Origin of the sequence: Streptomyces pyxinae, assembly GCF_024756275.1 — a bacterium.
GTDB classification, from domain to species: Bacteria; Actinomycetota; Actinomycetes; order Streptomycetales; family Streptomycetaceae; genus Streptomyces; species Streptomyces pyxinae.
Window position 1 is genome coordinate 44,301 of record NZ_JANUGQ010000027.1, and the last position, 24,867, is coordinate 69,167.

Genomic DNA, 24,867 nt, shown 5'->3' on the forward strand with positions numbered 1-24,867 from the left:
CGGGGGCCGGGGAGCCGGTGGGCTGGGGGCCCGGTGGGTTGGGGCGGCGGAACCGGCCCCACGGTGTGCGCGCCGCCGTCCCGCGCCCCCGCCGCCGGGGCGCGTCCGGGACAATGGCCGGGTGCTGGAGATGACGCGCGAGGAGTTCGAGGAACTGGTCGCCGAGGCGCTGGACCGGATCCCGCCGGAGCTGACACGGCTGATGGACAACGTGGCCGTGTTCGTGGAGGACGAGCCGTCCCCCGACGACCCCGAGCTGCTCGGGCTCTACGAGGGGACCCCGCTCACCGACCGGGGCGAGTGGTACGCGGGCGTGCTGCCGGACCGCATCACCGTCTACCGGGGGCCGACGCTGCGGATGTGCGAGACCCGCGCGGACGTGGTGGCGGAGACCGAGGTCACCGTGGTGCACGAGATCGCCCACCACTTCGGCATCGACGACGAGCGGCTGCACGAACTCGGCTACGGCTGACGGGCTCCGGCCCCGGTGTCCGGGGCACGGGTGCCGGGGCGCGGGCGACGGGCGATGGGCGGCGGATGGTCGCGTACGGGCCAGGGGCGGGCCGTGCGCGGGCGTCGGGCCACGGGCGGCCGCGCGCGGGCGGCAGGTGACCACCGGGGCGGGCGTGTCCCTTGCGGGGCCCGGGGAGTTGGGCAGGGCGACCCCGTCCCAGGGTCCGGCAATCCCGTCCGGGCCTCGCCGTCGCGTTCCGTGTCCCGGAGGAGCCCCCGTGCGCCAGATGCCCGCCCCCGTCCGCTGGGCCGTCACCGCACTGGCGGTGGCCGCCTCCGCCGGTACCGTCAGCGGCTGTATGAGCGTGACCGACGAGCGCGCCAAGCCCGCGCCCGCCAACTCCGTGGAGCCGTCCGAGGTGACGGTGGAGCACGAGGCGGTGGACGCGACCGCGGACGGCGGCCCGGTCTCCGGCGGCGGCCAGGAGCCGGACGGCCGGACGGACCCGGAGCACCCGGCCGGGGCGAGTGACGGACCCCGCGCCCAGGCCGGGCCGAGCGGCGCGCCGTCCAAGGGCGCCGCGCCGGGTGCCCGCCCCGGCCGGCCCCCCGTGGCCACGCCGACCGCCGGGCCGCCCGGGGGGTCCGGCGGCGGCGGCGGGGGCGGCCCGGCCCCGACGACCCCGGCGCCCACGCCCCCGGAGCCGACCCCCGAGCCCGAGCCGACGCCCACCCCGACCCCGCCCGTCGAGCCGACCCCGGAGCCTACGGACCCGCCGGCTCCCTCGCCGGGCGGCGACTCCCACACCGAGGCGATGCGGGCGCCCCAGGGATACGGTGCCTGGACGCCCCAGGTGCTCGCCGCGCCGGCCGGGGCCGAGGCATGAGCCGGTGGCCGGCGCCCCCGGGCGCGGTGGTGGTACCGGGGCGGCGTGCGGAGGCCGTCCGGCGCCGGGAGGCCGTCCAGGACAGGGCCCGTCCCGGACGTCGGGCACCGGGACTGTGACGCGCTCCACTCCGTATCGGCCGTATCGGATTTGCGCGGGGTGGGGGAGGGTGCGTATGGTGGTAGATCGTTTGATCCCATTTGCCCGGCGCCACGACCGAAGAGCGCCGCGTGTGGCGCGTACTCTCCTTTGCCGTGGCTGACCGCATCGAGGCGGTCGTTGGCGAAACACGGAGTTGACGGGCGCGTGCCGAGACTCCGGAAGGTTTCGCATTTCGCATGTCCATTTCCAGTTCTGACCGTACCGTTGTGACCGCCGAGACCCCCGTCTCCGCCGAGTCCGAGGCCATCGAGACGGCCGGGGCGGCCCAGACCGCTCAGACCGCCGAGCTCACCGAGACCGCTGAGACCGCCGACGTCCAGTCCGCCGACGACAGCGGCGCGGCGGAGTCCGCCGAGCCGGCTGAGCCGACCGTGACCTTCGCGGACCTCGGGCTGCCCGAGGGCGTCGTGCGCAAGCTGGCGCAGAACGGCGTGACCGTCCCGTTCCCGATCCAGGCCGCGACCATCCCGGACGCCCTGGCCGGCAAGGACATCCTCGGCCGCGGCCGCACCGGCTCCGGCAAGACCCTCTCCTTCGGTCTGCCGCTGCTCGCCACCCTGGCCGGCGGCCACACCGAGAAGAAGAAGCCGCGCGGTGTCATCCTCACCCCGACCCGCGAGCTCGCCATGCAGGTGGCGGACGCCCTCCAGCCGTACGGTGATGTGCTCGGCCTGAAGATGAAGGTCGTCTGCGGCGGTACGTCGATGGGTAACCAGATCTACGCGCTGGAGCGCGGCGTCGACATCCTCGTCGCCACCCCCGGCCGGCTGCGTGACGTCATCAACCGCGGTGCCTGCTCGCTCGACCAGGTCCGGGTCGCCATCCTCGACGAGGCCGACCAGATGTCCGATCTGGGCTTCCTCCCCGAGGTCACCGAGCTGCTCGACCAGGTGCCGGCCGACGGCCAGCGGATGCTCTTCTCCGCCACCATGGAGAACGAGATCGCGACCCTGGTCCGGCGCTACCTGAACAACCCGGTCAGCCACGAGGTCGACAGCGCCCAGGGCAACGTCACCACGATGACCCACCACGTCCTCGTGGTGAAGCCGAAGGACAAGGCGCCGGTCACCAACGCCATCGCCGCCCGCAAGGGCCGCACCATCATCTTCGTTCGCACCCAGCTGGGCGCCGACCGCATCGCGGAGCAGCTCCGCGACTCCGGGGTGAAGGCCGACGCGCTGCACGGCGGCATGACTCAGGGCGCCCGCACCCGGACGCTGTCCGACTTCAAGGACGGTTACGTCAACGCGCTGGTCGCCACCGACGTCGCCGCCCGCGGCATCCACGTGGACGGCATCGACCTGGTCCTCAACGTGGACCCGGCCGGCGACCACAAGGACTACCTGCACCGCTCGGGCCGCACCGCCCGCGCCGGCCGGTCCGGCACGGTCGTCTCGCTGGCCCTGCCGCACCAGCGCCGCCAGATCTTCCGCCTGATGGAGGACGCGGGCGTGGACGCCTCCCGTCACATCGTGGGTGGCTCCGGTGCGTTCGAGCCCGAGGTGGCCGAGATCACCGGCGCCCGCTCGCTCACCGAGGTGCAGGCCGACTCCGCGAACAGCGCCGCCAAGCAGGCCGAGCGCGAGGTCGCCGAGCTGACCCGGGAGCTGGAGCGCCTCCAGCGCCGGGCCGGTGAACTCCGCGAGGAGGCCGACCGCCTGGTCGCCCGGGCCGCCCGCGAGCGCGGCGACGACCCGGAGGCCGCCGTCACCCAGGTGACCGAGGAGGCCGAGGCCGAGGTCGCGGAGGCGGTCGCCGCCCCCGCGCCGGAGCAGCAGCCCCGCGAGTACCGCGAGGACCGCCGGGACGACCGCGGCAACTTCGAGCGCCGTGCCCCGCGCCGCGAGGACGACCGCGGTGGCCGTTCCTTCGAGCGCCGTGACGACCGTGGCGGCTTCCGTCGTGACGACCGGCGCGACGACCGCCGGGACGGTGACCGTGGTGGCTTCCGCCGTGACGACCGCCCCTCCGGCGGCTTCAACCGCGACCGGCGCGACGACCGCCGGGACGGTGACCGCGGTGGCTTCCGCCGCGACGAGCGTCCCTCCGGTGGCTTCCGCCGTGACGACCGGCGCGACGACCGCCGGGACGGTGACCGTGGCGGTTTCCGCCGCGACGACCGTCCCTCGGGCGGCTTCAACCGCGACCGGCGCGACGACCGCGGTGGCCGTTCCTTCGAGCGCCGTGACGACCGTGGTGGCTTCCGCCGCGACGACCGTCCCTCCGGCCACCGGGGCAGCGACCGTCCGTTCAACCGCGACCGCCGCGACGACCGCCCGTCCGGTGGCTTCCGCTCCGGCGGCCACGACCGCCCGTTCGGCCGCCGCGACGACCACCGGGGCGCCGGCTCCAACTCGCCCTCGTCGTCCTACGGCCGCCGCGACGACAAGCCGCGCTGGAAGCGCAACGGCTGACCCCGCCCGGCCGGTGCGGCTGACCCCGCCCGGCAGGTGACGGTCCGACGGGCCGGTACGGCGCTCCCGGGCGCCGTACCGGCCCGCCGCGTATCCCCAGGCCACGCCCGTACCCGATACCCGGTCGGCCCGGCAGCTCCGGGGGACTATGCTCGGTCGGGGCGCGCCGACCACGCACCCCCCGGCCCCGCTATGCTGCGGGGCGCGGGCCGTTAGCTCAATTGGCAGAGCAGCGGACTTTTAATCCGTTGGTTGTGGGTTCGAGTCCCACACGGCCTACCGACAGCAGGGCAGGGGAAGCCTCCTGACCTGCGGTGGAGCGCCCCGACCGGTTTCGACCGGGCGGGGCGCTTCGTCGTTCGGGGGTGGGTGCGTGAGCGATGCGTGAGCGCCACTGATACCGGACGCTGCGCTCACGAGGCGGTTACCTCTCCGCGTAACGGAGGAACTGGATGCCCAGGCCGACCAACATGACGGCTTCCAGGACGGAGGCCGTGGTCAACAGAGCGTTGTCCCTACCCGAGCACCAGAAGGCGACGAGCGCGGAGAAGGGGGTGAGGAAGAAGGCCGTCAGATCGACGATCGTCTGTGTGACCTTGCGAGAGACCCGCTTCGCGTCGCTGCGGTGGAAGGTCTCCCAGCCGAAGAGCGGGGCCCCTGCGTCCACTCTTGTTGCCAGTTGACCGGCAAGTTCGGTGCGGACGTACCGTCCGATGGCTGAGATCTTCTCGTCGTTGACGAGGTAGGTCCACCCAAGCACGATGCAGACGACTGGTAGAGCCAGCAGCAACTGTGGGCGCTTGGTCTGCAGAGCGACAGCAGTCAGAGCAGTCACGGCCGCCAGCGTGACGTACAGCAAGTTGTCGCGGAATCCGATGCGCGCTCGCTGCTCATCCTTGATCTGGGCGTACTCAGCGAGGAGCACGGCGCTCTCGCTTGTTTCGCCGTTACCAGCCACGGGTTCCCCCTCACGTACCGACACGATGCCGTTCACCCGTTCACAGCCGCCGACAGGGCCTACGGTATGAACCTGGAGAGCGGACTCCGCTGTGAGGCTGCACCGTGAAGCGATGCTGGGCAAGGGGGCCGAGTTGAACGAGGCATCGGACAAGATCGTTGTGCTGACGGCGCTCCCGTTGGAGTACCAGGCCGTGCGTAGCCTCCTTGAGGACCCGAGGCGTGTTGATCACGCTGGAACTATCTTCGAGCAGGGGCGTCTTGCTGGTACCTCGCACACGGTCTATCTGACGTCTACCGGTCCTGGCAACGATTCGGCCGCAGCGCTTACTGAGCGAGCCGTCAGTTTTGTTCAACCACGAGCTGTTTTCTTCACGGGAATCGCTGGAGGGCTTAAATCGGATATCTCTCCAGGGGATATCGTAGTCGCGACTGAGGTGCACGCGTATCACGGAGGCAAGCAGGACCCGGACGGGTTTAAGGTCCGCTCTCGTAGTTGGGAAGCCTCCTATCAGTTGCAGCAGGTGGCTCAGTACGTTGCGAATGTCGGCACATGGAGGAGCAAGCTTCCCGAGGGAGTGCGGACTTCGACCGCCGTTCACTTCAAGCCCATTGTGGCGGGTGACGTCGTACTGAACGCTCCTCAGGAGTCCTCGCTAAGGACATTCCTGGACCACTCCTACAATGGTGCCGTCGCTGTGGAGATGGAAGGTGCCGGATTCGCCAGCGCGGCCCACAAGACTCAAGCCGTACCCCATCTTATGATCCGGGGCATTAGCGATAGAGCGGATGGAACAAAGCAGAACACTGATGGCCTAGGGCTACAGGAAGCGGCTGCCAGTCATGCCGCGCTCTTCCTGGCAGAAGTGATCACTCAGCTCAGCCCGCCACCGACCTCTGTCGGTGGCCCAGACTTCAGTACCTCGCGACGGCTCGACGACGAACTGGTCTGGCAGCCCCTTGAGCAGCCGGCTGTGGTGACTTGGCGCAAGAACCTGATCCCAACGAGTGAGTACACCAGCAGTGCTTCGTTGCTTGAACTCCACCTCGTGCCTGTCCCCGCAACCAGCAGAGTGCCTGCGGTGCGAATGCAGCAGCTGACTGCCGAGTTGGTTGATCTAGGGAGGTCGGAAGGGTTCTTCACGAATCTTGAGCATGTAGAAGCTTATGATTCGGCCGAGGTGGCTTTGGTAGCCGTAAAGGATCGGCATAATCGTTCAGCTGGGATCGCAATTACGCGATCAGGTCAACGAAGTGCCTGGGAGGCTCTTCCGCATCCGGGACTTTCCTATGTGCTGGACGAGGATCGCACACGCGATAGAATCGGAATTCTGCTGAAGATTTTGGATTCTATTGCTAGTCCCGCCGCTTCGCATTATGCCCCTGCTGTAGCTGTCGAGAATACTACGATGGTCACGGTAGAGCGCCTTAGTGAAGTTAACCCGCATTCCGCCAGAATCCGGCCAACCGATGCGCCCATCGAAGTTCAACCCGAAGAGGCCATCGGTGTCGAAATGATTTCCAGGTGTGGTCGAGAGCTGGCCGAAGAGCTTACTGCTCGATTGATCTACTCTTTCCGAAACCCACGTCGTCAATGGTAGAGGAGGTCGCCGGTCATTGGGTCGGAGGCGGATCGGACTGTGACGATGTAGGGCGGCTGCGCTGGATCAGAGCGGCTGCCTTCTCCGCGATCTCACGGTCTACCTCAGGCAACAGACTCGTATACGTGTCCGAGGTCAGGGTGATCGTGGAGTGGCGGAGGGTCTCCTTGATCGTGTGGATGTCGCCGCCGGCGCCGTGGGTGAGCGTCGCCGCCACGTGGCGGAGGTCTCGCAGGGTGATGGGCGGGAGGTCGGTGGTGGTGAGGAGGCGGCGGAAGGTCTCCGAGACCGTCTCCGGGTGGAGCCAGGAGCCGTCCTCCTTGGTGAAGATCTTCCCGGTCTCCTGCCAGGCGGCACCCGCCTTCTTCCGTTCTCGTGCCTGGCGCTTCCTGTGCGCGCGCAGGACGGCCACGTTCACGCTGTCGAGGGCGATCGTGCCAGCACTGCCGTCGGTCTTCGGCTCGGACTCGTACGGGTCCCAGCCGTCGACGACGATCTCTTTGGCGGGGGTGATGAGGCCGGCGTCGAGGTCGGTCTCGTGCCAGTCCTGGCCGACGGCCTCACCGCGCCGGAGGCCGCGGGTGCCCATGAGATGGAAGAGGGCGTAGAGCCGATCCTCCTCGGCGGCGTCGAGGAAGGCGCCGAACTGCTGCGGAGTCCACACCATGACCGGACCGGGGACCTCGCCCGTCTCCCGCCAGCGGCGGACGCGTTCGTCGGTCCAGAGGAGCGGCTTGGGGCGCTTGCCGGACTCCAGCTCGACGTGGGCGGCCGGGTTGAACGTGATGAGCTGCTGGGCGATGGCGGAGTTCAGGGCCGCGCGGAGGGTACGGCGTACGGCCTGCCTGGTCGCCGGGCCGGTGATCTTCCGGAACGGCTTCATCTCCGCCAGCTTGGCCCGCTCGGCGGCGAGTAGGGCCCGTTCAGCGGCGACCGGGCGGCCGGGCCGACTCGGCTTGCAGCGGGCGATCTGCTCGCGGCGGGCCTGGTTCTCGGCGGCGATCACCTCGTTGTCGTCGGCTATCCCGTCGAACGTCTCCACGAGGTGACCGACGTTGAGCCGGTCCAGGCGTATGTGCCCGATACGGGGCTTCAGGTGGACGCGGATGTGTGACGCGTAGCCGTTGAGGGTGGTCCTGCGGCGCTTCTTCGACACGAACCAGGCGTCCAGCCACTCGCCGACCGTGAGCTTGCCGCGCAGCCCCAGACCGGCCCTCAGGCGCCGCCGTGTCTCCTCGACCTCGGGCAACGGCGCTTTCTCGTCCCCGACCTCCTCCAGGAGCGTGACGAGGCGCTGGAGGCTGTCGGGATCGTCCGTGTCGGCCAGGGCGAGGAGCGCGCGGACGTGGTCGAGGTCGGCCTGGGCAGCCTTGAGGGATTCGTAACCGGCGCGGCTGAAGGAGCGGCGGGTGCCGTCCTCGCGGGGCGGGAGCTCCTGGCGGATGGAGTACGAGCCGTGCTTGCGGCCGGCGAGCTTGGGGCACTTCTTGCCGAGCGGTTTGCCGGTGTGGGGGTCACGGCAGTAGCAGCGGCGGTGGGTGGAGCCCTTCAAAGGCGTTCCTCCGGTGTGGGGTCGGTTTCGGGCGGGTCGACGTCGCCCAGTGCGGGTGGCAGGTCGGGTGGGACGGCACCGTCCTCGCGGAGTTCGCGGCGGAGGTGGCGGAGGGTGTACTTGGCGGAGATGGCCTGATCGGCGTAGGTGGTCCGCTTGCGCTCGGCTTCCTCGCGCTGGGCACGGCTGGTGGCCTGCTTGGCCGCGAAGCGGGCGTGTTCCTCCTCTTCGAGGGCGGCGAGCGCGGTGCGCACGAGGCTGGCGTGGTACTCGAAGGAGGGGACGAGGCCGGCGTCGTTGTCGATCACTTCTTCTTCGCCGGTGAAGCGCCGCAGGGCGTCCCAGGTGGGGACGAGGGGCTGGAAGGGGAGTTCCTGGGTCTCCTCGACGTAGCCGACGGGGAAGATCAGGTGGGCCGGGTAGGTCTCCAGGGCGGCCGCCAGGACGATCACGTCCACCAGGGGGAGGACGGCGCGGCGGCCGGACTCCATGTTGGCGATCACGTTGCGCGGGATGGGGTGTCCCAGCTCCTCGCAGCGGTCCGCCAGGTCCTGTGCGCTCCACCCCATCTCCTTCCTTCTCCTCCGGACTTCGCCGGCCACGTTGGCCTTGACCCGGTCCACCCACTCGGGGAAGTCGTCCTCGTCAGCATCCACATCGCGTTGTGTCACATGGACACATTAGCTTGTGGATCCTGATCGGTAGACGCCTGGAGCCGGATGTGACGGTCACGTTCGCCGAGGGCTGTGCCGAAAGAGGTCCCCCGCATGCGAGAAGAAGCGAAGTCCGGACGTTCGAAGGGGATGAGCCGGGAGGAGATGCTCGCTCTCCCCGTGATGGTTGACCTGGAGACGAGCAACCGCGCACTCGGTCTGGGGCGGAGCAAGGGGTACGAGCTGGCGAAGCGCGGGGCCTACCCGTGCAAGGTGCGGCGGTTCGGCAACGCCTACCGCGTCGTGACCGCCGACCTGCTGGACCTGCTCGGGCTGGCGGCGTGAAGGGACGAATCCGTAGCACACCGTTCTGCGCTGAGCTGACACAGAAACGCTGGACTGTTGCCGGGGGTGGACGTACGGTTCGTGGTCCCTCGCGATGGGCTGATGCCCGCGAGAAGGGGATGGGCCCCCGGCGGTGCGACGCCGGAGGCCCGAGCAACCCCGAACGGCCCTGGAAGAACCAACCCGGCGGCAAGGGCGTGCGAGCCCACCGCCAGACGAGGAGCTGCCCTGTGCAACACCCCGAACCCCGGACCCATTCCGATCTCGACGCGCGGGATTGGCCACCGACCGCGATCCCCGGCATGCCCGGCCGGTACACAGGCGAGGAGTCCGTCGCCGATGAAGCCGACGGGATCGAGAGGGCCTTGGCGGACGCGCCTGTAGAGGAGGGGGCATCGAGGCCCGAACCGACCGCCGGGGCAAAGGTGCTGGACGAACTGCGTGGGCAGCTCGCGAAGTTCGTGATCCTGCCCTCGCCGGAGGCGCTGGACGCCGTCACGCTGTGGGTGGCGGCCACGCACCTGCAGACGGCGTGGCAGCACGCGCCGCGCCTCGCGGTCGTCGGCCCGGCGAAGCGGTGCGGCAAGTCGCGGCTCTTGGACGTGGTGACCGAGACCGTGCACGACCCGTTGATCACGGTCAACGCGTCTGCTGCCGCGGTGTTCCGGTCGATCACCGACGCCCCTCCGACCCTGCTGGTCGACGAGGCCGACACGCTCTTCGGGTCGGCGAAGGTGGCGGAGAAGAACGAGGAGATGCGCGGCCTGCTCAACGCCGGCCACCAGCGCAACCGCCCGACCCTGCGGGTCTCCGGCCCGAACCACGAGGTGTCGAAGTTCCCCACCTTCGCCATGGCCGCCCTCGCCGGCATCGGAGACCTGCCGGACACGATCATGGACCGGTCGGTCGTGATCCGGATGCGCCGCCGGGGGCCGGGGGAGAAGGTCGCCGAGTTCCGCACCGTACGGGACACCCCCGCCCTGCACGCCGTGCGGGACCGGCTCGTGGCCTGGCTCGGGCCGCTCTACGACACCGCCATGGGCCTCACCCCGCCCATGCCGGTCGAGGACCGGGCCGCCGACACCTGGGAGCCGCTGGTCGCCGTCGCCGACCTCGCGGGCGGCACCTGGCCTGCCGCTGCCCGGGCCGCCTGCCTGGCCATGACGAAGCACGAGGCCGAACAGGACCAGGACAACAGCGCCCTGAACCTCCGGCTTCTCGCCGACATCCGCCGTGCCTTCGCTGCCGAAGGCAACCCGGTCCTGCTCCGTACCGGCCGTCTCCTCAGCATCCTCAACGACGACACCGAGTCGCCCTGGCCGGAGTACAAGGACAAGGGCCTGACCGCACGCGGCCTGCAGCTCCTGCTGAAGGACTACGGCATCAGCGCCTCCAGCCACCGCTTCCCCGGTGACTCCCAGGCCAGGGGCTTCACCCGCGAGCAGTTCGCCGACGCCTGGGCCCGCTACTGCCCCGAGCCCGCACCGGCTGCCGAGCCACTGCTCCTGCCGACCCCATGACCGGCGCCTGACCCGGCACGACCCGTCCCCACCCGCCCCTTCGCAGGTCAGGGCCGGGACGGGTCACCCGCCCGTGACAGGTCGTCCCGATGTCGCCACCTCAACCCGTACCTGCTCTGACCAGGCACGCGACGGGTTGCGACAGGTTCCTGACCGGCACGGCCGAGCCCACCTTCCCCGACCCCTTGGAGCGCCTTCCCCTTGCCCTCGCTCAGCACCACCGCACCGCTCGACACCGCACCGACAGCCCTTCCCGCCCTGATCCGCACGGGCGTCGCCCTGATGGCCGTGGCCGCCTTCGCGCTTTCCTACGACGCGCTGCGCCAGATGGCTGCCGCCAGCCACATCCACCGGGTGCTCACCTACGCCTTCCCCCTCGTGATCGACGGCTTCATCGCCATCGGCGTCGGCGCCCTCCTCGTCCTGCGCACCGCGCCCGTGAGGTCCCGCCGCTATGTGGGGGCGCTGGTCGGGGTCGCCACCTTCACGAGCATCTGGGCCAACGTCCTGCACGCCGTCCGCCTCAACCAGCAGACCCAGCGGGACGGACTTGCGCTCGACAACATCACCGTCGGTGTCATCTCCGGCATCGCGCCACTCGCCCTGGCCGGAGCCGTCCACTTCTACCTCATCGTCCAACGCCGACCCATAGAAACGGAGCTACGAGAAGACCTCCGCCACATCACCGTGGACACCGATTCGGAACGTGGCGCGACAGCCACGAACGAGCCGACGGCCGATAAGAGGGACGTGGCTCAAGCCCCTGCCGGGCACGTGGCTCAGGCCCCTGTCGGGCACGTGGCTCAGGCCCCTGTCGGGCAAGTGGCTCAGCCCAGGAAGCCGGCCGCCACCGGACGTGGCCAGAGGCCGATCGTCACCTTCGAGCAGGCAGTCGAGATCGGCCGCACAGCCTCCCTGGGACGTGGCGGGCGGGTATCCCGCCGCAACGTCGAGGGGGCCATCCGCGACAAGGGATTCGGTGTCGGCCGCGAGCGCCTCGACCAAGTCAAGAGCTTCCTCCAGGAGGAACTCGACCAGAGCCGCGACGCCACTTCGACGTAGCTCGCCCCTCCGAACCTCGGCTGCTCGCCCCAGGAAAACCCTGGGGCGAGCAGCCCTTCTCCCACCGCAGCCGCCCGATCAGAGAGCCCGCACATGAACGAACAGCCCCTCCCCAATCCCCCTCACGCCGTCCAGCACCCGGTCTCGACGCCAGCCTCGGGCGCAGCAAGTTGTCGGGTAAGGAGTCCTTACCCGGCCTCCGCCCCCAGGGTGGCGGAGGCGTCCGGCGCTGAGGGGGCGCCGGTGTCGGCCGGCCCGGGGGAGCCGACTCGGGAAGAGACCTCGCAGTCGTGCGTGCCGCGTCGTCGTCTGCGTGAGCCGATGCTGCGTGAGAAGCGCGTCCACCCGCGCTTCAGCCACGACGAGTTCGCCCTCCTTACGACCGCTGCCCGCCTGAGCCGCATGCCGGTCGGCGGCTACGTCGCCGAGACCTCGCTCGCCGCCGCCCGCTCCGACGACCCCGCTGCCGCGGTCGCCGACTACCGCGCCACGGTCAAGGCGCTGATGGCCGCCAACGGGCGGCTCGCCCAGGTCGGCAACAACCTCAACCAGCTCACCCGTCACCTCAACCAGGACGGTCCCTGGCTCGCAGCGGACCTCGTGCGGCGGCTGCTGAGCCACATCGAGGCGTCGATCGCCGACGTGGACGTGGCCGTCGCCCAGGTGACTTCGGGACGGTGACCGCGTGATACCGAAGATCATCCTCGGCAAGGGGTCCCGCGCCACCCGCCGCCTCATCGGCTACCTCTACGGGCCCGGCTCCGCCAACGAGCACACCGACCCTCACCTGGTGGCGTCCTGGAACGGCTTCGCCCCCGATCCCGGCCGCAGCCCCCACCGCAACCCCAAACAGGTCGAGGACCAGCTCGCCGCGCAGCTCGACCAGCCCGTGAACATGCTCGGCGACAAGGCCCCAGCCACCACGGTGTGGCACTGCCCGGTCCGCGCCGCACCCGAGGACCCGATCCTGAGTGACGCCCAGTGGGCGGACATCGCCCGCCGGATCGTGGCCGCCGCCGGCATCGCCCCCGAAGGCGACGAGGAAGCCTGCCGCTGGGTCGCCGTCCGCCACGCCGACGACCACATCCACATCGCCGCCACCCTCGTCCGCCAGGACGGCCGCCGCCCCCGCCGCGACCACGACATCCGCGCCGTCCAGCGCGAAGCCCGCAAGATCGAGACCGACTTCGGCCTGCGCCGGCTCAAGCCCGGCGACGGCACCGCCGCCAAACGCCCCACCAGCAAGGAGCACTTCAAGGCCAAACGCCAGGGCCAGGACACCACCACCCGCGAGATCCTGCGCCGGCGCGTCCGCCGCGCGGTGGCCGCAGCCTCCACCGAGACGGAGTTCTTCGCCCTGCTGGACGCGACCGGCGTGACCGTGCGGCCCAGGACCGGACCGTCCGGCGACACCCTCGGCTACAGCGTCGCCCTGCCCGGCGACCTCAACAAACACGGCGAACCGGTCTGGTTCTCCGGCTCCACCCTCGCCGGCGACCTCTCCCTGCCCAAGATCCGCCACCGCCTCACCACCACCAGCCCCGAACCCGTCACCGCGCGGCCGGCCGACCCCTGGCACCAGGCCACCGCCGCCACCGAACGCATCCCCGACCACCTCACCCACAGCAGCGACCACACCGCCCAGGGCCAGCTCGTCGTCCTCGGAGAAGCCCTCGACCTGCTCCCGCTGACCGCACCGGCCGAGGCGAAACGGGAACTCGAACGAGCCGCCGCCCTCTTCGAGCGCGCCACCCGCTCCCGCATCACCGCCGACCTCGACAGCACCCGCGTCCTGCACCGCAGCATCCAGACCATCCTGCTCACCCCCGCCACAACGCGCGACGGGGCCGGGCTGGCGATGCTGCTGGACGCCGTCCTCATCGCCGTGGCCTTCGCCCGGCACTGGCACCAAACCCACCAGCACGCCCAGCAGGAAGCCGCCGCCGAACAGACCCTCACCCACCTCCAGGCCGCCTACGCCCACGTCGCCGCCCCCGTCCTGGACGGCCTCGCCCGCCGCACCCCCGGTGCCCAGACCACACACCGCTACGCCCGCCATCTTCAGCAGACCGTCCCCGAGCACGCCGACCGCATCCTGAAAGACCCCGCCTGGGACGCCCTCGCCACCGTCCTCGCCGACGCGGAAACCACCGGCCACAACCCGGCCACCCTCCTCGACCAGGCCCTCGGCCAACGCACCCTCGACGACGCCCGCAACCCCGCCCGCACCCTGACCTGGCGCATCCACCGCCTCGGCCAACGCCACACCCCCAGCCCCCGCGCCCAAGCAGCCATGGCCCGCAGCACCACCCGCCGCCCCGGCACTCCGGCCCACCCGTCGGCGGCCGCACCGGCCACTGCACCGCAGCAGCCACACGTACGACGGCGTTGACCGGCCCGCATGTTCCCCGAGGGAACAACGAAGGCGTTCCCTCAAGGAACACCCGCCTTGTTCCCTCAGGGAACAAGGCGGGTCCTGGGGGTAGGGAGCCTGGGCCCGGACCGTCGGCTCGGCAACTCCCTCACGCGCACGCAGTGTCCTCGGTACCGTGCTGATGACGAACTCTGCACGGACAGACCGGCGCACCCCGCACGGACGTCCGGCGGTTGGGGAGGTGTCCTGATGCTGGAGGAAGCCGAGGAGATCGGCCGGCGCGTTCGCAGGGCGAGGCTGCGGCTCGGGATGCCGCAGGCCGACCTGGCGGCGGCCCTGGGGAAGTCGCAGGGCTGGGTGTCGAAGATGGAGCGGGGCCTGATCGAGCTGGACCGGGTCGGGCTGCTCAACCAGGTGGCTGCCGAGCTGCACGTCCATCCGAACGACCTGATCGGGCGCCCGTACAGCAGCTCCCCGGACGACAACCAGTGGCAGGTCGCCGCCTCCTCGATCCTGCGCGAGCTGCGCCGCTACGACCTCGCCCCCGTCTTCGACGGCACGCCCCGGCCGGCGCCGCAGTTGTGGCGGAAGGTGACGCGGCTGCACCGGCTGCGGGACACCGCCTCCAACGTGGCGATCCTCCGCATCCTGCCCGACCTGTTCCGCGAGGCTCGGGCCCTGGCGGAGGTGTCGGAGGGGCACGGGCGGGAGGAGGCGTACGCGATCTACGCGGTGTGCTGCAAGTTCGCCCACACCGCCGCCCACTCCCTCGGTCACCCCGAGCTGGTGGCGATGGCCTGCGAGCGGGCCGCGTGGTCGGCGCGGTTGTCCGGGGACCCGGTGCTGCCAGCGGTGGCGGACTGGATGCGGGTCTGGGACATGTGGGCCACGGCCGACTGGGCGGACGCGCTGACGCTCTCGGACAAGGCGATCGGGTCGGTGCAGCAGGCGTACGAGCAGGGCGATCCGCTGGCCGTACGGGCCTGGGGGACCCTCCAGCTCCGGGCGGCGGTCTCGGCTGCCCGTGCCGGACGCGCCTCGGAGGCGGAGGACCGGATCGGGTACGCGAAGGACGCCGCCGAGCGGATGGACACGTACGCCGGGGCGCCGGTGTACGACCGGCACTCGCTGACGTTCTCCGCCGGGAACGTGCAGATCCACGCGATCAGCGTCGCCCTGGAGATGGGCGAGCAGGGCAAGGCGCTTGAGATCAACCGGCGCACCAGCCCCGAGCTGGTCGGGGCGCTGCCCCACTCCCGCCAGGGGCATCACCACATGGACATCGCGCGCGCGTGGCTGTGGGACGGCAACCGGGACAAGGCCCTCGGCGAGCTGGAGCGGGCCGAGCGGATCGCGCCCCAGCTCGTACGGAACCACCCCATCGCCCGTTCGACGCTCCGCGGCATCGTCTACGCCGAGCGGACCGCCACGCGCGAGAAGCTTCGGCGCATGTCCGACCGCTTCCACCTGGACGGATAGGGGCGAGCGGGGGGCGGACCAGGGTCGTATTCCTCCGGCTCATATTCAGGGGCTCTCCCGTCCCTACCTTCGGAGCATGACCGGACGACTTCTTCCCCATCTCCCCTCGCAGGGAGCCGAGTTAGGGACAGCGGCTCCCTTCCTCCCTCAGCTCGGAGACCTCGCCGCCGACACCGCCCGGGGCGGCCGTGTCGGCGTCGTCGTCGCGCTGCCGGGCGAGGGCTCCGCCACGACCTACCACCTGCGGCCGCCCGGCGGCGGGCCCGCCTGGACCGCGCCGGCGGACGGCACGACGCTGCGCCCGGTGCCGGCGCGGGCCACCCACGCGACGCTGATGCCCGGCCGGGACGCGATCTACGACCCGCGCGCCCGCCAGGGCTCGGTGCCCGTCGAGTTCCACTTCGAGGACGGCTCGACCTGCGAGGCGGCCCTCGTCCTCACCTCGGTGGAGCTGGAGAGGCTGTACGCGCAGACCAGCCGTCTTCTCGACGCGCACGAGAACGCGCTGGGCGGCACCTCGTGAGCGGGACCCGTCGCCGTCAGGCGCGGTCTGCCACCCCCGTACGGAGTGACCGGTTCGCGCTCGCGTTCCTGGCCCTCGCCGGTCTGGTGGGGCCGGCCTGGGCCCTTCGCGACCAGGCCGTCCAGCTCGTTGACGACATGAGCCACCGGCCCGCCGTCGCGGCTCCGGACGTGAGCCTGCCCCACCTTGCCCCCGGCCGCTGAGACGCGCCTTCGGCCACTGAGACCGCTCCGGCGCCCGAGCCGCCTCCCGTGCCCGGCCGCCGGAGCCTTCCCCGCCGCCCTCCCGTCCGGGCGGCGCGCAGGAAACCGCCCCGCTCCCGTGCGGCCCCGTGGCTTCGGCTGCCGGGGGCGGGGCGGCTCGTACCTCTCGCACGGTCCTGGAACATCCACGCGTGATTCCCCAGGGAGGGTTCGTGGACATCCCGTACATCGTCGTCGACCAGCTCGACCCCGATCAGCAGCAGATCTGGAAGGCGTACTTCGGCGACGCCGACCGCCCCCGCTACGTCGAGGAGGGCATCTGGCGCCGCACCCAGGAGAAGGCCACCGCCGGCCAGTCCGGCTGGGCGGGCTCCGGGGACGCCCGGCGGCGGATCATCCACTACCGGTACCGGTACGGCCTGGTGCCGACGACCGCCGCCCCGGCGATCGGCCTGACCGACCTGTACCTCTACCACTCCGCGTCCGCCCCGGCCGGGGAGATCACCGCCCACCACGACGCCCTGCGGGCCTCGCTCGCCGTCGGCGGCTGGAAGACGGCGCCGGGCGGTGCCTGCTGGACGCGGCGGGACCTGAGGTGCCGGATCACCGAGCACGACGTCCACCCGCAGGACGCCGCCGCCGGACGCGCGCTCCCGGGCGGCTACCGGACGCTCGACGTACGGATCACCTCCGCCGCGTACGCGCCCCCGCCCTCGGTCCGGCAGCTCCCGTGGAACGTGCTGTCCACCGGGATCCGGGTCAAGGACCGGCCAGGGACGGCCACGCGGATACCGGACCTGTCCGTGCTCGCGGACCTGCGGCCGTTCCAGGTGGAGATCGGCTGCGGTACGTCGGTCGAGGCCAGCATCCCGCCCCTGCACCGGCTCCACGAGATCTACCGGGTCACCGACCGGCAGGGCCACGAGCCGCGCGAGCACCGCTTCACCCTCTCCCCGGCCGCGGACAACCTGCTGCACGAGGTGCTGACCGAGCCGGAGGAGAAGACGGCGGAGTTCGTGGAGATGTTCCGAGCCTGCTTCCTGGCCGAGCCGACCCTGGCCCTGTGGGCGCTGAGGGAACTGAAGGACGCCGGTCACCTCGTCGGGCCGGTCATCACCCACAACTTCGACGTCCTGGCCGCCCGCGCCGGGCTCGACGAGTGCTTCATGCGCCGCTACGACCAGGCCGTGCCCGACGTGGAGTGGGTCGACGGCGCCAAGGCCCTCCTGGTGGTCGGCCTGCACGCGGACCGGCGCAGGGTCCAGGCCCGCGCCCGCGAACGCGGCATGAAGGTCGTCTACCTGGACCCGGAGGGGTTCTGGCACGACGGCGCGTTCCTGCCGTACCCGCTGGAGGGGCCCCAGGACGGTGACCTGGTGTGCCGGGCGACCGCCGCCGAGGCGCTGCCCGCGCTCGTCAACCTCCTGAAGCAGCAGGCAGGTTGATTCACCTGCACGAAGAGGGTCGCGCCGGGTGCGGGCGCTAGCGTGACGCATCCGGCCGGCCCGGACTCCCCGGGCGGGCGAGAACAGGGAAAGGAGCGTCGGCCCCATGCGCGTATCCGTCATCGGCTGCGGCCACCTGGGCATCCCGCACGCCGCTGCCATGGCCGAGATCGGCCACGAGGTCATCGGCGTGGACCTGGACCAGGCAAGGATCGACCGTCTCAACACAGGCGAGAGCCCCATCTACGAGGAGGGGCTGCCCGAACTCCTCGCCGCCCACACCGCCTCCGGGAGGCTGCGCTTCACCACAAGCCTGGCCGAGGCCGCCGAGTTCGCCGACGTCCACTTCCTCGCCGTGGGCACCCCGATCGACGCCGACGGACGGAGCTACGACACCGGCCAAGTCTTCGGCGCCGCCCGCGCCCTCGCCCCGCACCTGACCCGCCCGACCGTCATCATCGGCAAGTCGACGGTCACCGTCGGCACCACCCGCGACCTGGCCGCCCTCCTCGCCCGGCTCTCCCCGGCCGGCGAGGAGGTGGAGGTCGTCTGGAACCCCGAGTTCCTGCGCGAGGGCCACGCCATCGACGACACCCTGCGCCCCGATCGAATCGTCGTCGGCGTCCCCTCGCCCCGCGCCGAAGACGCCGTACGCGAGGTCTACGCACCGCTCCTGGCCAACGGCATCCCGCTGTTCGTCACCGACCCCGCCACCGCCGAACTCATCAAGGGCGCCGCCAACGCCTACCTCGGCATGAAGATCTCCTTCATCAACGGCGTCGCCGACATGTGCGCCGCGGCCGGAGCCGACGTCCAGCAGCTCACCGAGGCCATCGGCCTCGACCCGCGCATCGGCCGCGGCGGCCTGAACGCCGGACCCGGCTACGGCGGCGGCTGCCTCCCCAAGGACGTCCGCGCCTTCACCGCCTCCGCCCGCACCCTCGGCGCCACCGAGGCCGCGACCCTCCTGCGGGCCGCCGAAGAGGTCAACGAATCCCGCCCCACCGCCGCCCTGAAGCTCATCGAGCAGACCCTCGGACGGCCGGTCGACGGCGTCCGCGTCACCGTCTGGGGCGCCTCCTTCAAGGCCGGCACCGACGACGTCCGCGAATCCCCCGCCCTGGCGGTGGCCGCCCTAATGCACCAGCGCGGCGCCACCGTCACCGTCCACGACCCGCACGCCGTGCACGCCGCGCTGCGCCGCAACCCCGAACTCGACTACGCCGACACCCTCGACGACTCCGTCCGGGACGCCGAGCTGATCGTCCTGGCCACCGAGTGGCCCCACTTCCGCGAGGCCGACCCCAAGGCCCTCGCCCCCTTGGTCGCGGACCCGGTCCTCGTCGACCTCCGCAACCTCATCGACGCCGACGCCTGGCGCATGGCCGGATGGACCGTACGCCAGCTCGGACGCCCCGCCCAGCAATAACCGCCCTATCGACCATCGACCGGAGGTCCGCCGTGGACACCCTGTGGGACGACATCGAGAAGCTCTCCGCCGTCTGCCGAGCGGCCGGCGCCCACCTGCCCGACGAGGAACTCAAGAGCCTCCAGGTCGGCAAGGTCGCCGAGGAGGCCGGCGAGGCCATGCACGCCCTCCACGGCCTGAAGGGCCTCACCACCTGCGGCGACGACCACGCCTGGCCCGAGGTCCAGAACGACCTCGTCGGCGCCGTCATCGCCGCCCTCCTGGCCATGCACTACATCGACCCCACGGGCGCCCGCGCCACCTTCGACGAGATCTTCCACCGGCGGACGCGCAGGGGGCGGGAGGCGGCTGCGGCCTGACCTCTCGTGAACGGTGAGCGGTGACCAAGCCCCGCGAAGGGTTGGTCACCGCTCACCGCGGACTTGGAGTCAGTGCTTACGCCACTGACTCCCGGACCGCTTCGATCAGTGTTGTCGCGCATGCGTCGTCGGACACACTGATGATGCGGTTCATGGCGTAGCCGAAGGCAAGGCCGTGGTCGGGATCAGCGAAGGCGAGGAAGCCGCTGCGACCGGCGTGGCCGAAGGCGCTCAGGCCGGTCATGGGATTGCTTTCGGTGGGCAGCAAGTAGCCGCTCACGAAACGGCTCGGGAGCATCATGGAACCGGCTTGAAGAGATCAAAGATTCGGAGGTAGCGCGCCCAGTAGCTTCGGGTTGACCTCGCCTCTCTCATCCGCCTGAACGGCCGAGAGACCGATGCCATGCCACCCTCTCAGCTGACCAGCCCTAGGTTGATCAGGCGGAACCCCATTGCCGATGTACTGACCTCGAACCGTTCGGCGAGTGCAACTGTGCATCGGTCGGGGTCCTGTCTGATCGCGACAGGGAGGAGCATGAGCTGTTCGCGCACCATGTCGGCCGGCATCAGGAGACTCGCAGCGAAGGCGTTCGCCTCAATCTCTTCACGATCCGTCGCCGTGCTGGACAACCCGTCACGCAAGTTGATCCGAACAGGTCGGTCTAGGACGACCTCACGCCCCGGGTGCAGTAGAAGATGCCCTAGTTCATGAGCGATGGTGAAGCGCTGACGAAGGAGTGGCTGGGAGTCGTTGACCCCGATCACTGGCGACTGTCCCTCGCGTCGGAGCAACATCCCTGACACGTCACCGTCTCTAAAAGAGCTCTTAGAGACCATCGCGCCCTGCTGTCTGACGAGCTGCTCGACGTTGACTGGGGGTGAAAATACTCCGCAGTCAGCAAGCAATTGAGCCGCGCGAGCTTCGGCTCGTCTAGCCACGATCTTCCTCCTCAGCGTTCGCGAGCACATCCTGCGCCCACGAGCGTGCGTCTTCCGGCACCGCGTCCAGGATGTCTGACTGATCCCCGGGAGTCGGTAGAAGCTCTTCCGGCTCCACACGCAAGGCTGCGGCGAATTCGTAGAGCATGTGGAGTGCGACTCGCTGACGCCCCTTCTCAATGTTGCTGATCGACGTCCGGTTGAGCCCTACAGCCTCCCCCAGAACCTGTTGATTCATCCCGCAGGCAGTGCGGGCCCGTCGAACACGGTCTCCAAAGCGTTCATAGAAATAGCTCATGAGTTCCCATCCTGGAGCACTGACACCCCACCTTCCAGCCTCCCAAACCATGTTTGTGAAACTGGAAGGTGGGAGTGGTTTGGCAAACTGGAACCTAGGGCATCCCTTGGGGCAGGAAGCACAAGGAAGGGAGTCCTGATGCAGAAGAAGCCTCTAGAGACCCTGCTCAATGAGGGCCGCCGCAAGATTCAGGTGACAGACGATGAGCTCACGGAGGCAAAGCGCCGCCGCAGCTTGCTGACCGCCTGCATGAGGCGCGCCTTTCCGGGGTCGACCTGCTACTTCAACGGCAGCGTGGCGCACGGCGACGCGAACACGCCCCTGACCGACGTCGACCTCGGAGTCATCCTGGCTTCTGCCGACGCGGAAGGCTACGGACCCGAGGGGAAAGATGCTCTGTCACTGATGGAGCGAGCGCGCGATGCGATCCGCGCCGACCTGGAAGACGAGTTCCCCAACCTCACGGTCGAGGTGGTCGGCCGGCGGCGTGCAGTACTCGTACGCTTCGGTGCCCCGGTGACCAAGGGGCAGCAGGACTTCACGGCTGACGTCATGACAGCCATCCCTCATCCCACCGGTGTGGGTCTGTACATCCCCAACAACAAGATCGCAGCAAGGTGGGATAGAGCCGATCCGGTCAGTCATACCCTGATGGTGCACAAGGCCATCAAGGACACGAACCTGGTCTTCGCTCGGGTCGTGAGGCTGCTCAAGCACTGGAACTCGACCCACAGCAAGCCTCTCTGCTCCTGGAACATCAAGGCGCTGGCTCTGGGATGCATCGACACACCCATGACCCTGATCGAAGCGCTGCAGCTCTTCTTCACGTACGGCACAGAACAGCTCGAAGAAGGCCCTACCCCCGACCCGGCAGGCGTAGCGGGAGACATCCCTCTCGGCTTGCCGATCACGGACGTGTGCAAGCGTCTGCGAACCGCCAAGAACTACATCGACCTCGCTATCGACCACGAGACGGCAGGACGCCCGCTCAGCGCCCAGCACGCACTCCACCAGGTGCTGCCGGAAATCATCCCCGACATCGATCCCGCTGACGCAGAAGCCGCCGCCGAAGAAGAGGCCGCGCGTCTGGTGCAGAGTGTGGCTATGACCGGAAGCGCCGCGTCCGGGCTCGGCCTCGTAACTCCGAGGGTCACCTCGACCCGTGCCTGGGCGCCGTAATCATGGGCCTCTGGTACGGGGTGCAGCCGGCGTGGTGGGCTCCTCTGGAACGAGAGGCGCGCCACCGTTTCGGCGGGGCGCTTCGACACACCTACGCAGCAGGGCGATTGATCTACGAGGTCAAGGAACTGGACGTGGTGGGAGCACGGCCTCTCGACGTGCGGATCAGCTTCTTCGAGCACCCTCCGTACGACACCTACGGGCTTCAGCCGAGTGACTTCCCTCGCGTACACGCGAATCCGGGCGCAGCGTCGAAGCACCGGTACCCGCAGGACGATGCTCTTTGCCTCTGGCACCCGTACGATCCTGAGGAGCACCGGTGGACAAGCGAGAACGGGCTTCTCGACCTCATCGAGGTCGTTCGTACGCACCTGTTTCTTGAGCACTACTGGCGCCTCACTGGAGGAGCCCAGGGTGGCCGGTGGCTGGTGAGAGATGCACCGCACGGTCTGCCTGGGGGTAGTGCGTGGAGATCGTCTCGGCCACGACGGCGTCGAGCGGCTGGTCATGGGCGCAGACCACTGCCCTGATTGTTCCTGTCATCGCGCTACTCGGTGTTTACGTCACCTACACCCTCAACCAGCGCGCAGCAAGAAGAGAGAGACGGTCCAAGACCTTCGCCGAAGCCCTGACTGCGGTGGAGGAGTACCTGGAGATGCCGTACCGCATACGCCGGCGACCTGACCTACCAGAAGCACGTCGGGAGTTGACCGACGAGGTCAGTTCCATCCTGGCACGCATGGCGTTCCATCAGGCGTGGCTACAGATCGAAGCGTCGTCGGTAGCTGGGCCGTACGCCACGCTCGTTGCCACTGCGCGGGCCGAGGCTGGCGTTCAAATGAGCGTGGCATGGCTTCAGCCGCCAATCACATCCGACAGTGGCATGAACTTAGGCACGGCATACTCCCGAAACAGATCGAACGCTGCGAAGACAGCTTGCATCACTGCAATGCGTCGTCATCTCCGATAACGAAGGCAAAGCAGGGATGCTGTCCCGTCCCTGCCTGCACACCTTGGGGCCGATCTAACTCTGACTGGCTTGGATCCGCCGTGTTCACACTCGCGCGCCAATGCTCACCGCACTCAGATGCATCTCCTCGCTAGAGTGCTGGTGGTCACCGCAGCCTTCCCCGAGGATCGACCGGCGCGGACCATCATGCCCATGAGCGTGGTGCCGGACTCCAGACGCTGGATTCATCCGATGGGGTGCCTCGCAGGGCCGGCGTCGACGGTGGGCCGCAGCGCCGTCCGTGCGTGAGCGATGCGTGAGCGGACGCTCCGGCACAGCCCGGTTTCGTCCGGATCGCGCGGCACCGGACAGCCCGTCCGACCAGGCCGTTCCGGACGGAGCGACATCGGTCGGCACTAGCCACCCGGCCCTGACCAGGACTTTTAATCCGTTGGTTGTGGGTTCGAGTCCCACACGGCCTACCGGTCGGAGAATCATCACCGTCCTTCTGACCTGTTTGTTCTGTGGCCCGACCGAGGTTTCCCGGTCGGGCCACAGTGCGTCTGACGGCCCTTCGGGGCGTCTGCGTGCCCGAGGCGTGCCCGAAGCGCGGCGAGGCGGTTTCGGCCCGGACCGGGGTCCGGGGTACGAGGTTCGCCGCGTCGTCGGCGAGCTTTCTGGCCGAGCTCCACGAACAAGGCCCGGGACGGCGCCGGCCTCGCGCCACTGTTTCACCCGGGTGTCCGTCCGCAGTACGGGTTCGGGACGGGGCACCGAGGTGAGCTCGACGGACTCCGCCGGGTCGAACGTGATGACCTGCTGCCGGACCGCCCCGTTCCACGCGGTGCGCGGCGTCCGCCGGGCTCTGCATCGTGGTGGCCCCGTGACCTTGCGGAATGGGGGCATCTCAGCGATCCGATCTCGCTCGGCGGGAGTGGTCGGCCGCGCGTGGTCGCCTTGCGGCGGGCGATCCGCTCGCGGCGGGCGGCGTTCTCGGCGGTCGGGATTCCTCGGATGCCATACGTGCCGTGCTTGCAGCTCTTGCGCTTGGGCCACTTCGTGCCGAGCAGGTGACAGGAGACGCCGCCTGACGTGAACGCGCTCCGCCCGCCGGGCCTGAACGAAGGGCACGCCGACGGGCGGAGACGCAGCGGTCGACTGTGCTCTATGACCAGCCGTGTTCGGTGAGCGGCTCGCCGCCCTCGAGGTAGCCGAGCAGCCCGGCCTCGGGGTACTCGATGATGTCCTCGGGCAGCTCGTGCACGGACCACCACCGCAGGTCGAGGCACTTCTCGGGCTCGCGGTTGACCGGCTCGCCCGCCCACCTGGTGGCGAGGAAGAACAGTCCGATGCGCTCGGTCCCGGCGTCCTGCTTGTGGTGCACGACGTGTACGAGCCGCAGGTGCTCGGGGTCGACCTCGACGCCGGTCTCTTCGTTCAGCTCGCGGGCGGCGCCGACGGTGAGCGGCTCGCCGGCGTCCAGCTTGCCCGAGGGGGCGTGCCACCGTCCGTATCCGTACGGGCCCCCGCGCTGCGACAGCAGCACCTTGTCGCCGTCACGCAGAATCACATGCGTGTCGATCACAGGGGTCGCGGGCATTGGGGTCATGAGTTCACCGTGGAGTCGTCGGGTGTGGTGGGGCTGCTGACGCTACCCCCGGGGGTAGGGGCGGCGTCGGCGATTCGCTTCGCTACACCCGTGGGGGTGGACATGGTGGAGTCGAGCACGAGCACCTCGACGCCGAGGGCCAGCAGAGTCTGCGCGGCGTCGCGGTAGAGATCGACCTCGCGGGCCGGGCCCGACGGATGGTCATGGAACCGATGACGCTTGCCGCGCTCGGCGAGCCGGACGGCGATGGCCTCGGGGTCGGCCATGAGGATCACGGCCAGGCCGGGCAGCAGGATGTGCCCGGTTCAGCGCGAGCACGAACGGCTCGGGGACGCCGGCGAGGGGCGATGCCTGGGCCTGCTCGGCGTCCGGCAAAGCATGAAACCGCGCCGCCGGCCCCCGGCGACGAACTGGCTGCCCTTGGTCGCCCAGCCTTCGGACACGGGCGGTCACCGGATGGGGCTCATCCGTCCGG

General features: G+C 69.9%; 24 protein-coding genes and 1 tRNA gene. 17 read left to right on the top strand and 8 right to left on the bottom strand.

The window, feature by feature from the left end; genetic code table 11:
- Nucleotides 1–121 precede the first annotated feature (121 nt).
- From NX801_RS25105 to NX801_RS25120, 4 genes are all read left to right on the top strand, one after another.
- The gene (locus NX801_RS25105; RefSeq protein WP_258790175.1) at nucleotides 122–472 is read left to right on the top strand and encodes a metallopeptidase family protein; all 351 of its coding nucleotides are present in this window, start codon (nucleotides 122–124) and stop codon (nucleotides 470–472) included.
- A gap of 259 nt (nucleotides 473–731) precedes the next feature.
- On the top strand, nucleotides 732–1,340 hold the full coding sequence (locus NX801_RS25110; protein ID WP_258790176.1) for a hypothetical protein: 609 nt from the start codon (nucleotides 732–734) through the stop codon (nucleotides 1,338–1,340).
- Nucleotides 1,341–1,678: 338 nt separating this feature from the next.
- A complete protein-coding gene (locus NX801_RS25115) occupies nucleotides 1,679–3,916 on the top strand; it encodes a DEAD/DEAH box helicase (protein WP_258790177.1) in 2,238 nt (745 codons plus the stop codon).
- A gap of 206 nt (nucleotides 3,917–4,122) precedes the next feature.
- Nucleotides 4,123–4,195: transfer RNA gene (locus NX801_RS25120), tRNA-Lys, on the top strand.
- A gap of 145 nt (nucleotides 4,196–4,340) precedes the next feature.
- Here the strand turns inward: NX801_RS25120 and NX801_RS25125 are convergent.
- Nucleotides 4,341–4,901: a hypothetical protein gene (locus NX801_RS25125; RefSeq protein WP_258790208.1), complete on the bottom strand. Its 561-nt coding sequence runs from the start codon at nucleotides 4,899–4,901 to the stop codon at nucleotides 4,341–4,343.
- An 85-nt stretch (nucleotides 4,902–4,986) separates the two neighbouring features.
- Here NX801_RS25125 and NX801_RS25130 point away from each other — a divergent pair, with 85 nt between their 5' ends.
- Nucleotides 4,987–6,474 carry a 5'-methylthioadenosine/S-adenosylhomocysteine nucleosidase family protein gene (locus NX801_RS25130; RefSeq protein WP_258790178.1) on the top strand — a complete coding sequence of 496 codons (1,488 nt, stop codon included), beginning with the start codon at nucleotides 4,987–4,989 and terminating at the stop codon, nucleotides 6,472–6,474.
- Between the two features lie 13 nt (nucleotides 6,475–6,487).
- Here NX801_RS25130 and NX801_RS25135 read toward each other — a convergent pair whose 3' ends face one another.
- Complete coding sequence (locus NX801_RS25135; RefSeq protein WP_258790179.1) at nucleotides 6,488–8,026, bottom strand: site-specific integrase; 1,539 nt, start codon at nucleotides 8,024–8,026, stop codon at nucleotides 6,488–6,490.
- Nucleotides 8,023–8,682 carry a helix-turn-helix domain-containing protein gene (locus tag NX801_RS25140; RefSeq protein ID WP_258790209.1) on the bottom strand — a complete coding sequence of 220 codons (660 nt, stop codon included), beginning with the start codon at nucleotides 8,680–8,682 and terminating at the stop codon, nucleotides 8,023–8,025. The genes NX801_RS25135 and NX801_RS25140 overlap by 4 nt, the downstream gene beginning before the upstream one ends.
- Before the next feature lie 111 nt (nucleotides 8,683–8,793).
- Between NX801_RS25140 and NX801_RS25145 the strand changes: the two genes are divergently transcribed.
- The 10 genes from NX801_RS25145 to NX801_RS25190 all read left to right on the top strand — a co-directional run bounded on the left by NX801_RS25145 (nucleotide 8,794) and on the right by NX801_RS25190 (nucleotide 19,418).
- Nucleotides 8,794–9,024, top strand: a complete 231-nt coding sequence (locus NX801_RS25145) for a hypothetical protein (RefSeq protein ID WP_258790180.1) — start codon at nucleotides 8,794–8,796, stop codon at nucleotides 9,022–9,024.
- Nucleotides 9,025–9,254: 230 nt separating this feature from the next.
- On the top strand, nucleotides 9,255–10,544 hold the full coding sequence (locus NX801_RS25150) for a DUF3631 domain-containing protein (RefSeq protein ID WP_428986225.1): 1,290 nt from the start codon (nucleotides 9,255–9,257) through the stop codon (nucleotides 10,542–10,544).
- 201 nt (nucleotides 10,545–10,745) lie between these two features.
- Nucleotides 10,746–11,606 (top strand): DUF2637 domain-containing protein, encoded by an 861-nt coding sequence (locus NX801_RS25155; RefSeq protein WP_258790182.1) that lies wholly within the window; start codon nucleotides 10,746–10,748, stop codon nucleotides 11,604–11,606.
- 321 nt (nucleotides 11,607–11,927) lie between these two features.
- Nucleotides 11,928–12,287: a plasmid mobilization protein gene (locus tag NX801_RS25160; RefSeq protein WP_258790183.1), complete on the top strand. Its 360-nt coding sequence runs from the start codon at nucleotides 11,928–11,930 to the stop codon at nucleotides 12,285–12,287.
- A 4-nt stretch (nucleotides 12,288–12,291) separates the two neighbouring features.
- Complete coding sequence (locus NX801_RS25165; RefSeq protein ID WP_258790184.1) at nucleotides 12,292–13,998, top strand: relaxase/mobilization nuclease domain-containing protein; 1,707 nt, start codon at nucleotides 12,292–12,294, stop codon at nucleotides 13,996–13,998.
- Between the two features lie 231 nt (nucleotides 13,999–14,229).
- On the top strand, nucleotides 14,230–15,459 hold the full coding sequence (locus tag NX801_RS25170; RefSeq protein ID WP_258790185.1) for a helix-turn-helix domain-containing protein: 1,230 nt from the start codon (nucleotides 14,230–14,232) through the stop codon (nucleotides 15,457–15,459).
- Nucleotides 15,460–15,535: 76 nt separating this feature from the next.
- A complete protein-coding gene (locus tag NX801_RS25175) occupies nucleotides 15,536–15,982 on the top strand; it encodes a hypothetical protein (protein WP_258790186.1) in 447 nt (148 codons plus the stop codon).
- A gap of 415 nt (nucleotides 15,983–16,397) precedes the next feature.
- On the top strand, nucleotides 16,398–17,630 hold the full coding sequence (locus tag NX801_RS25180) for an SIR2 family protein (RefSeq protein ID WP_258790210.1): 1,233 nt from the start codon (nucleotides 16,398–16,400) through the stop codon (nucleotides 17,628–17,630).
- Between the two features lie 106 nt (nucleotides 17,631–17,736).
- The gene (locus tag NX801_RS25185) at nucleotides 17,737–19,059 is read left to right on the top strand and encodes a UDP-glucose dehydrogenase family protein (RefSeq protein WP_258790187.1); all 1,323 of its coding nucleotides are present in this window, start codon (nucleotides 17,737–17,739) and stop codon (nucleotides 19,057–19,059) included.
- A 32-nt stretch (nucleotides 19,060–19,091) separates the two neighbouring features.
- Nucleotides 19,092–19,418 carry a MazG-like family protein gene (locus NX801_RS25190; RefSeq protein ID WP_258790188.1) on the top strand — a complete coding sequence of 109 codons (327 nt, stop codon included), beginning with the start codon at nucleotides 19,092–19,094 and terminating at the stop codon, nucleotides 19,416–19,418.
- 76 nt (nucleotides 19,419–19,494) lie between these two features.
- Here NX801_RS25190 and NX801_RS25195 read toward each other — a convergent pair whose 3' ends face one another.
- The 3 genes from NX801_RS25195 to NX801_RS25205 all read right to left on the bottom strand — a co-directional run bounded on the left by NX801_RS25195 (nucleotide 19,495) and on the right by NX801_RS25205 (nucleotide 20,655).
- A complete protein-coding gene (locus NX801_RS25195) occupies nucleotides 19,495–19,698 on the bottom strand; it encodes a hypothetical protein (protein ID WP_258790189.1) in 204 nt (67 codons plus the stop codon).
- Between the two features lie 134 nt (nucleotides 19,699–19,832).
- The gene (locus NX801_RS25200; protein ID WP_309505891.1) at nucleotides 19,833–20,387 is read right to left on the bottom strand and encodes an ImmA/IrrE family metallo-endopeptidase; all 555 of its coding nucleotides are present in this window, start codon (nucleotides 20,385–20,387) and stop codon (nucleotides 19,833–19,835) included.
- Nucleotides 20,350–20,655, bottom strand: coding sequence for a helix-turn-helix domain-containing protein (locus NX801_RS25205; protein WP_258790190.1), 306 nt, complete (start codon nucleotides 20,653–20,655; stop codon nucleotides 20,350–20,352). The genes NX801_RS25200 and NX801_RS25205 overlap by 38 nt, the downstream gene beginning before the upstream one ends.
- 138 nt (nucleotides 20,656–20,793) lie before the next feature.
- Between NX801_RS25205 and NX801_RS25210 the strand changes: the two genes are divergently transcribed.
- Both NX801_RS25210 and NX801_RS25215 read left to right on the top strand, forming a co-directional pair.
- A complete protein-coding gene (locus NX801_RS25210) occupies nucleotides 20,794–21,834 on the top strand; it encodes a hypothetical protein (RefSeq protein ID WP_258790191.1) in 1,041 nt (346 codons plus the stop codon).
- Nucleotides 21,835–22,300: 466 nt separating this feature from the next.
- Nucleotides 22,301–22,804 carry a hypothetical protein gene (locus NX801_RS25215; RefSeq protein WP_258790192.1) on the top strand — a complete coding sequence of 168 codons (504 nt, stop codon included), beginning with the start codon at nucleotides 22,301–22,303 and terminating at the stop codon, nucleotides 22,802–22,804.
- A gap of 1,144 nt (nucleotides 22,805–23,948) precedes the next feature.
- On the opposite strand, the gene NX801_RS25220 is transcribed toward NX801_RS25215, so the two are convergent.
- Together NX801_RS25220 and NX801_RS25225 are read right to left on the bottom strand one after the other, a co-directional pair.
- Nucleotides 23,949–24,392: an NUDIX hydrolase gene (locus NX801_RS25220; protein ID WP_258790193.1), complete on the bottom strand. Its 444-nt coding sequence runs from the start codon at nucleotides 24,390–24,392 to the stop codon at nucleotides 23,949–23,951.
- A complete protein-coding gene (locus tag NX801_RS25225) occupies nucleotides 24,389–24,658 on the bottom strand; it encodes a hypothetical protein (protein WP_258790194.1) in 270 nt (89 codons plus the stop codon). The genes NX801_RS25220 and NX801_RS25225 overlap by 4 nt, the downstream gene beginning before the upstream one ends.
- Nucleotides 24,659–24,867: the final 209 nt, after the last annotated feature.

What these genes read in the sequence shown, in the direction of transcription:
- NX801_RS25115 (WP_258790177.1), top strand. Translation starts at nt 1,679, where the DNA reads ATGTCCATTTCCAGTTCTGACCGTACCGTTGTGACCGCCGAGACCCCC.
- NX801_RS25160 (WP_258790183.1), top strand. Translation starts at nt 11,928, where the DNA reads ATGCTGCGTGAGAAGCGCGTCCACCCGCGCTTCAGCCACGACGAGTTC.
- NX801_RS25225 (WP_258790194.1), bottom strand. Translation starts at nt 24,658, where the DNA reads ATGGCCGACCCCGAGGCCATCGCCGTCCGGCTCGCCGAGCGCGGCAAG.
- NX801_RS25200 (WP_309505891.1), bottom strand. Translation starts at nt 20,387, where the DNA reads ATGTGCTCGCGAACGCTGAGGAGGAAGATCGTGGCTAGACGAGCCGAA.
- NX801_RS25220 (WP_258790193.1), bottom strand. Translation starts at nt 24,392, where the DNA reads ATGACCCCAATGCCCGCGACCCCTGTGATCGACACGCATGTGATTCTG.
- NX801_RS25185 (WP_258790187.1), top strand. Translation starts at nt 17,737, where the DNA reads ATGCGCGTATCCGTCATCGGCTGCGGCCACCTGGGCATCCCGCACGCC.
- NX801_RS25210 (WP_258790191.1), top strand. Translation starts at nt 20,794, where the DNA reads ATGCAGAAGAAGCCTCTAGAGACCCTGCTCAATGAGGGCCGCCGCAAG.
- NX801_RS25145 (WP_258790180.1), top strand. Translation starts at nt 8,794, where the DNA reads ATGCGAGAAGAAGCGAAGTCCGGACGTTCGAAGGGGATGAGCCGGGAG.
- NX801_RS25170 (WP_258790185.1), top strand. Translation starts at nt 14,230, where the DNA reads ATGCTGGAGGAAGCCGAGGAGATCGGCCGGCGCGTTCGCAGGGCGAGG.
- NX801_RS25175 (WP_258790186.1), top strand. Translation starts at nt 15,536, where the DNA reads ATGACCGGACGACTTCTTCCCCATCTCCCCTCGCAGGGAGCCGAGTTA.
- NX801_RS25205 (WP_258790190.1), bottom strand. Translation starts at nt 20,655, where the DNA reads ATGAGCTATTTCTATGAACGCTTTGGAGACCGTGTTCGACGGGCCCGC.
- NX801_RS25130 (WP_258790178.1), top strand. Translation starts at nt 4,987, where the DNA reads ATGCTGGGCAAGGGGGCCGAGTTGAACGAGGCATCGGACAAGATCGTT.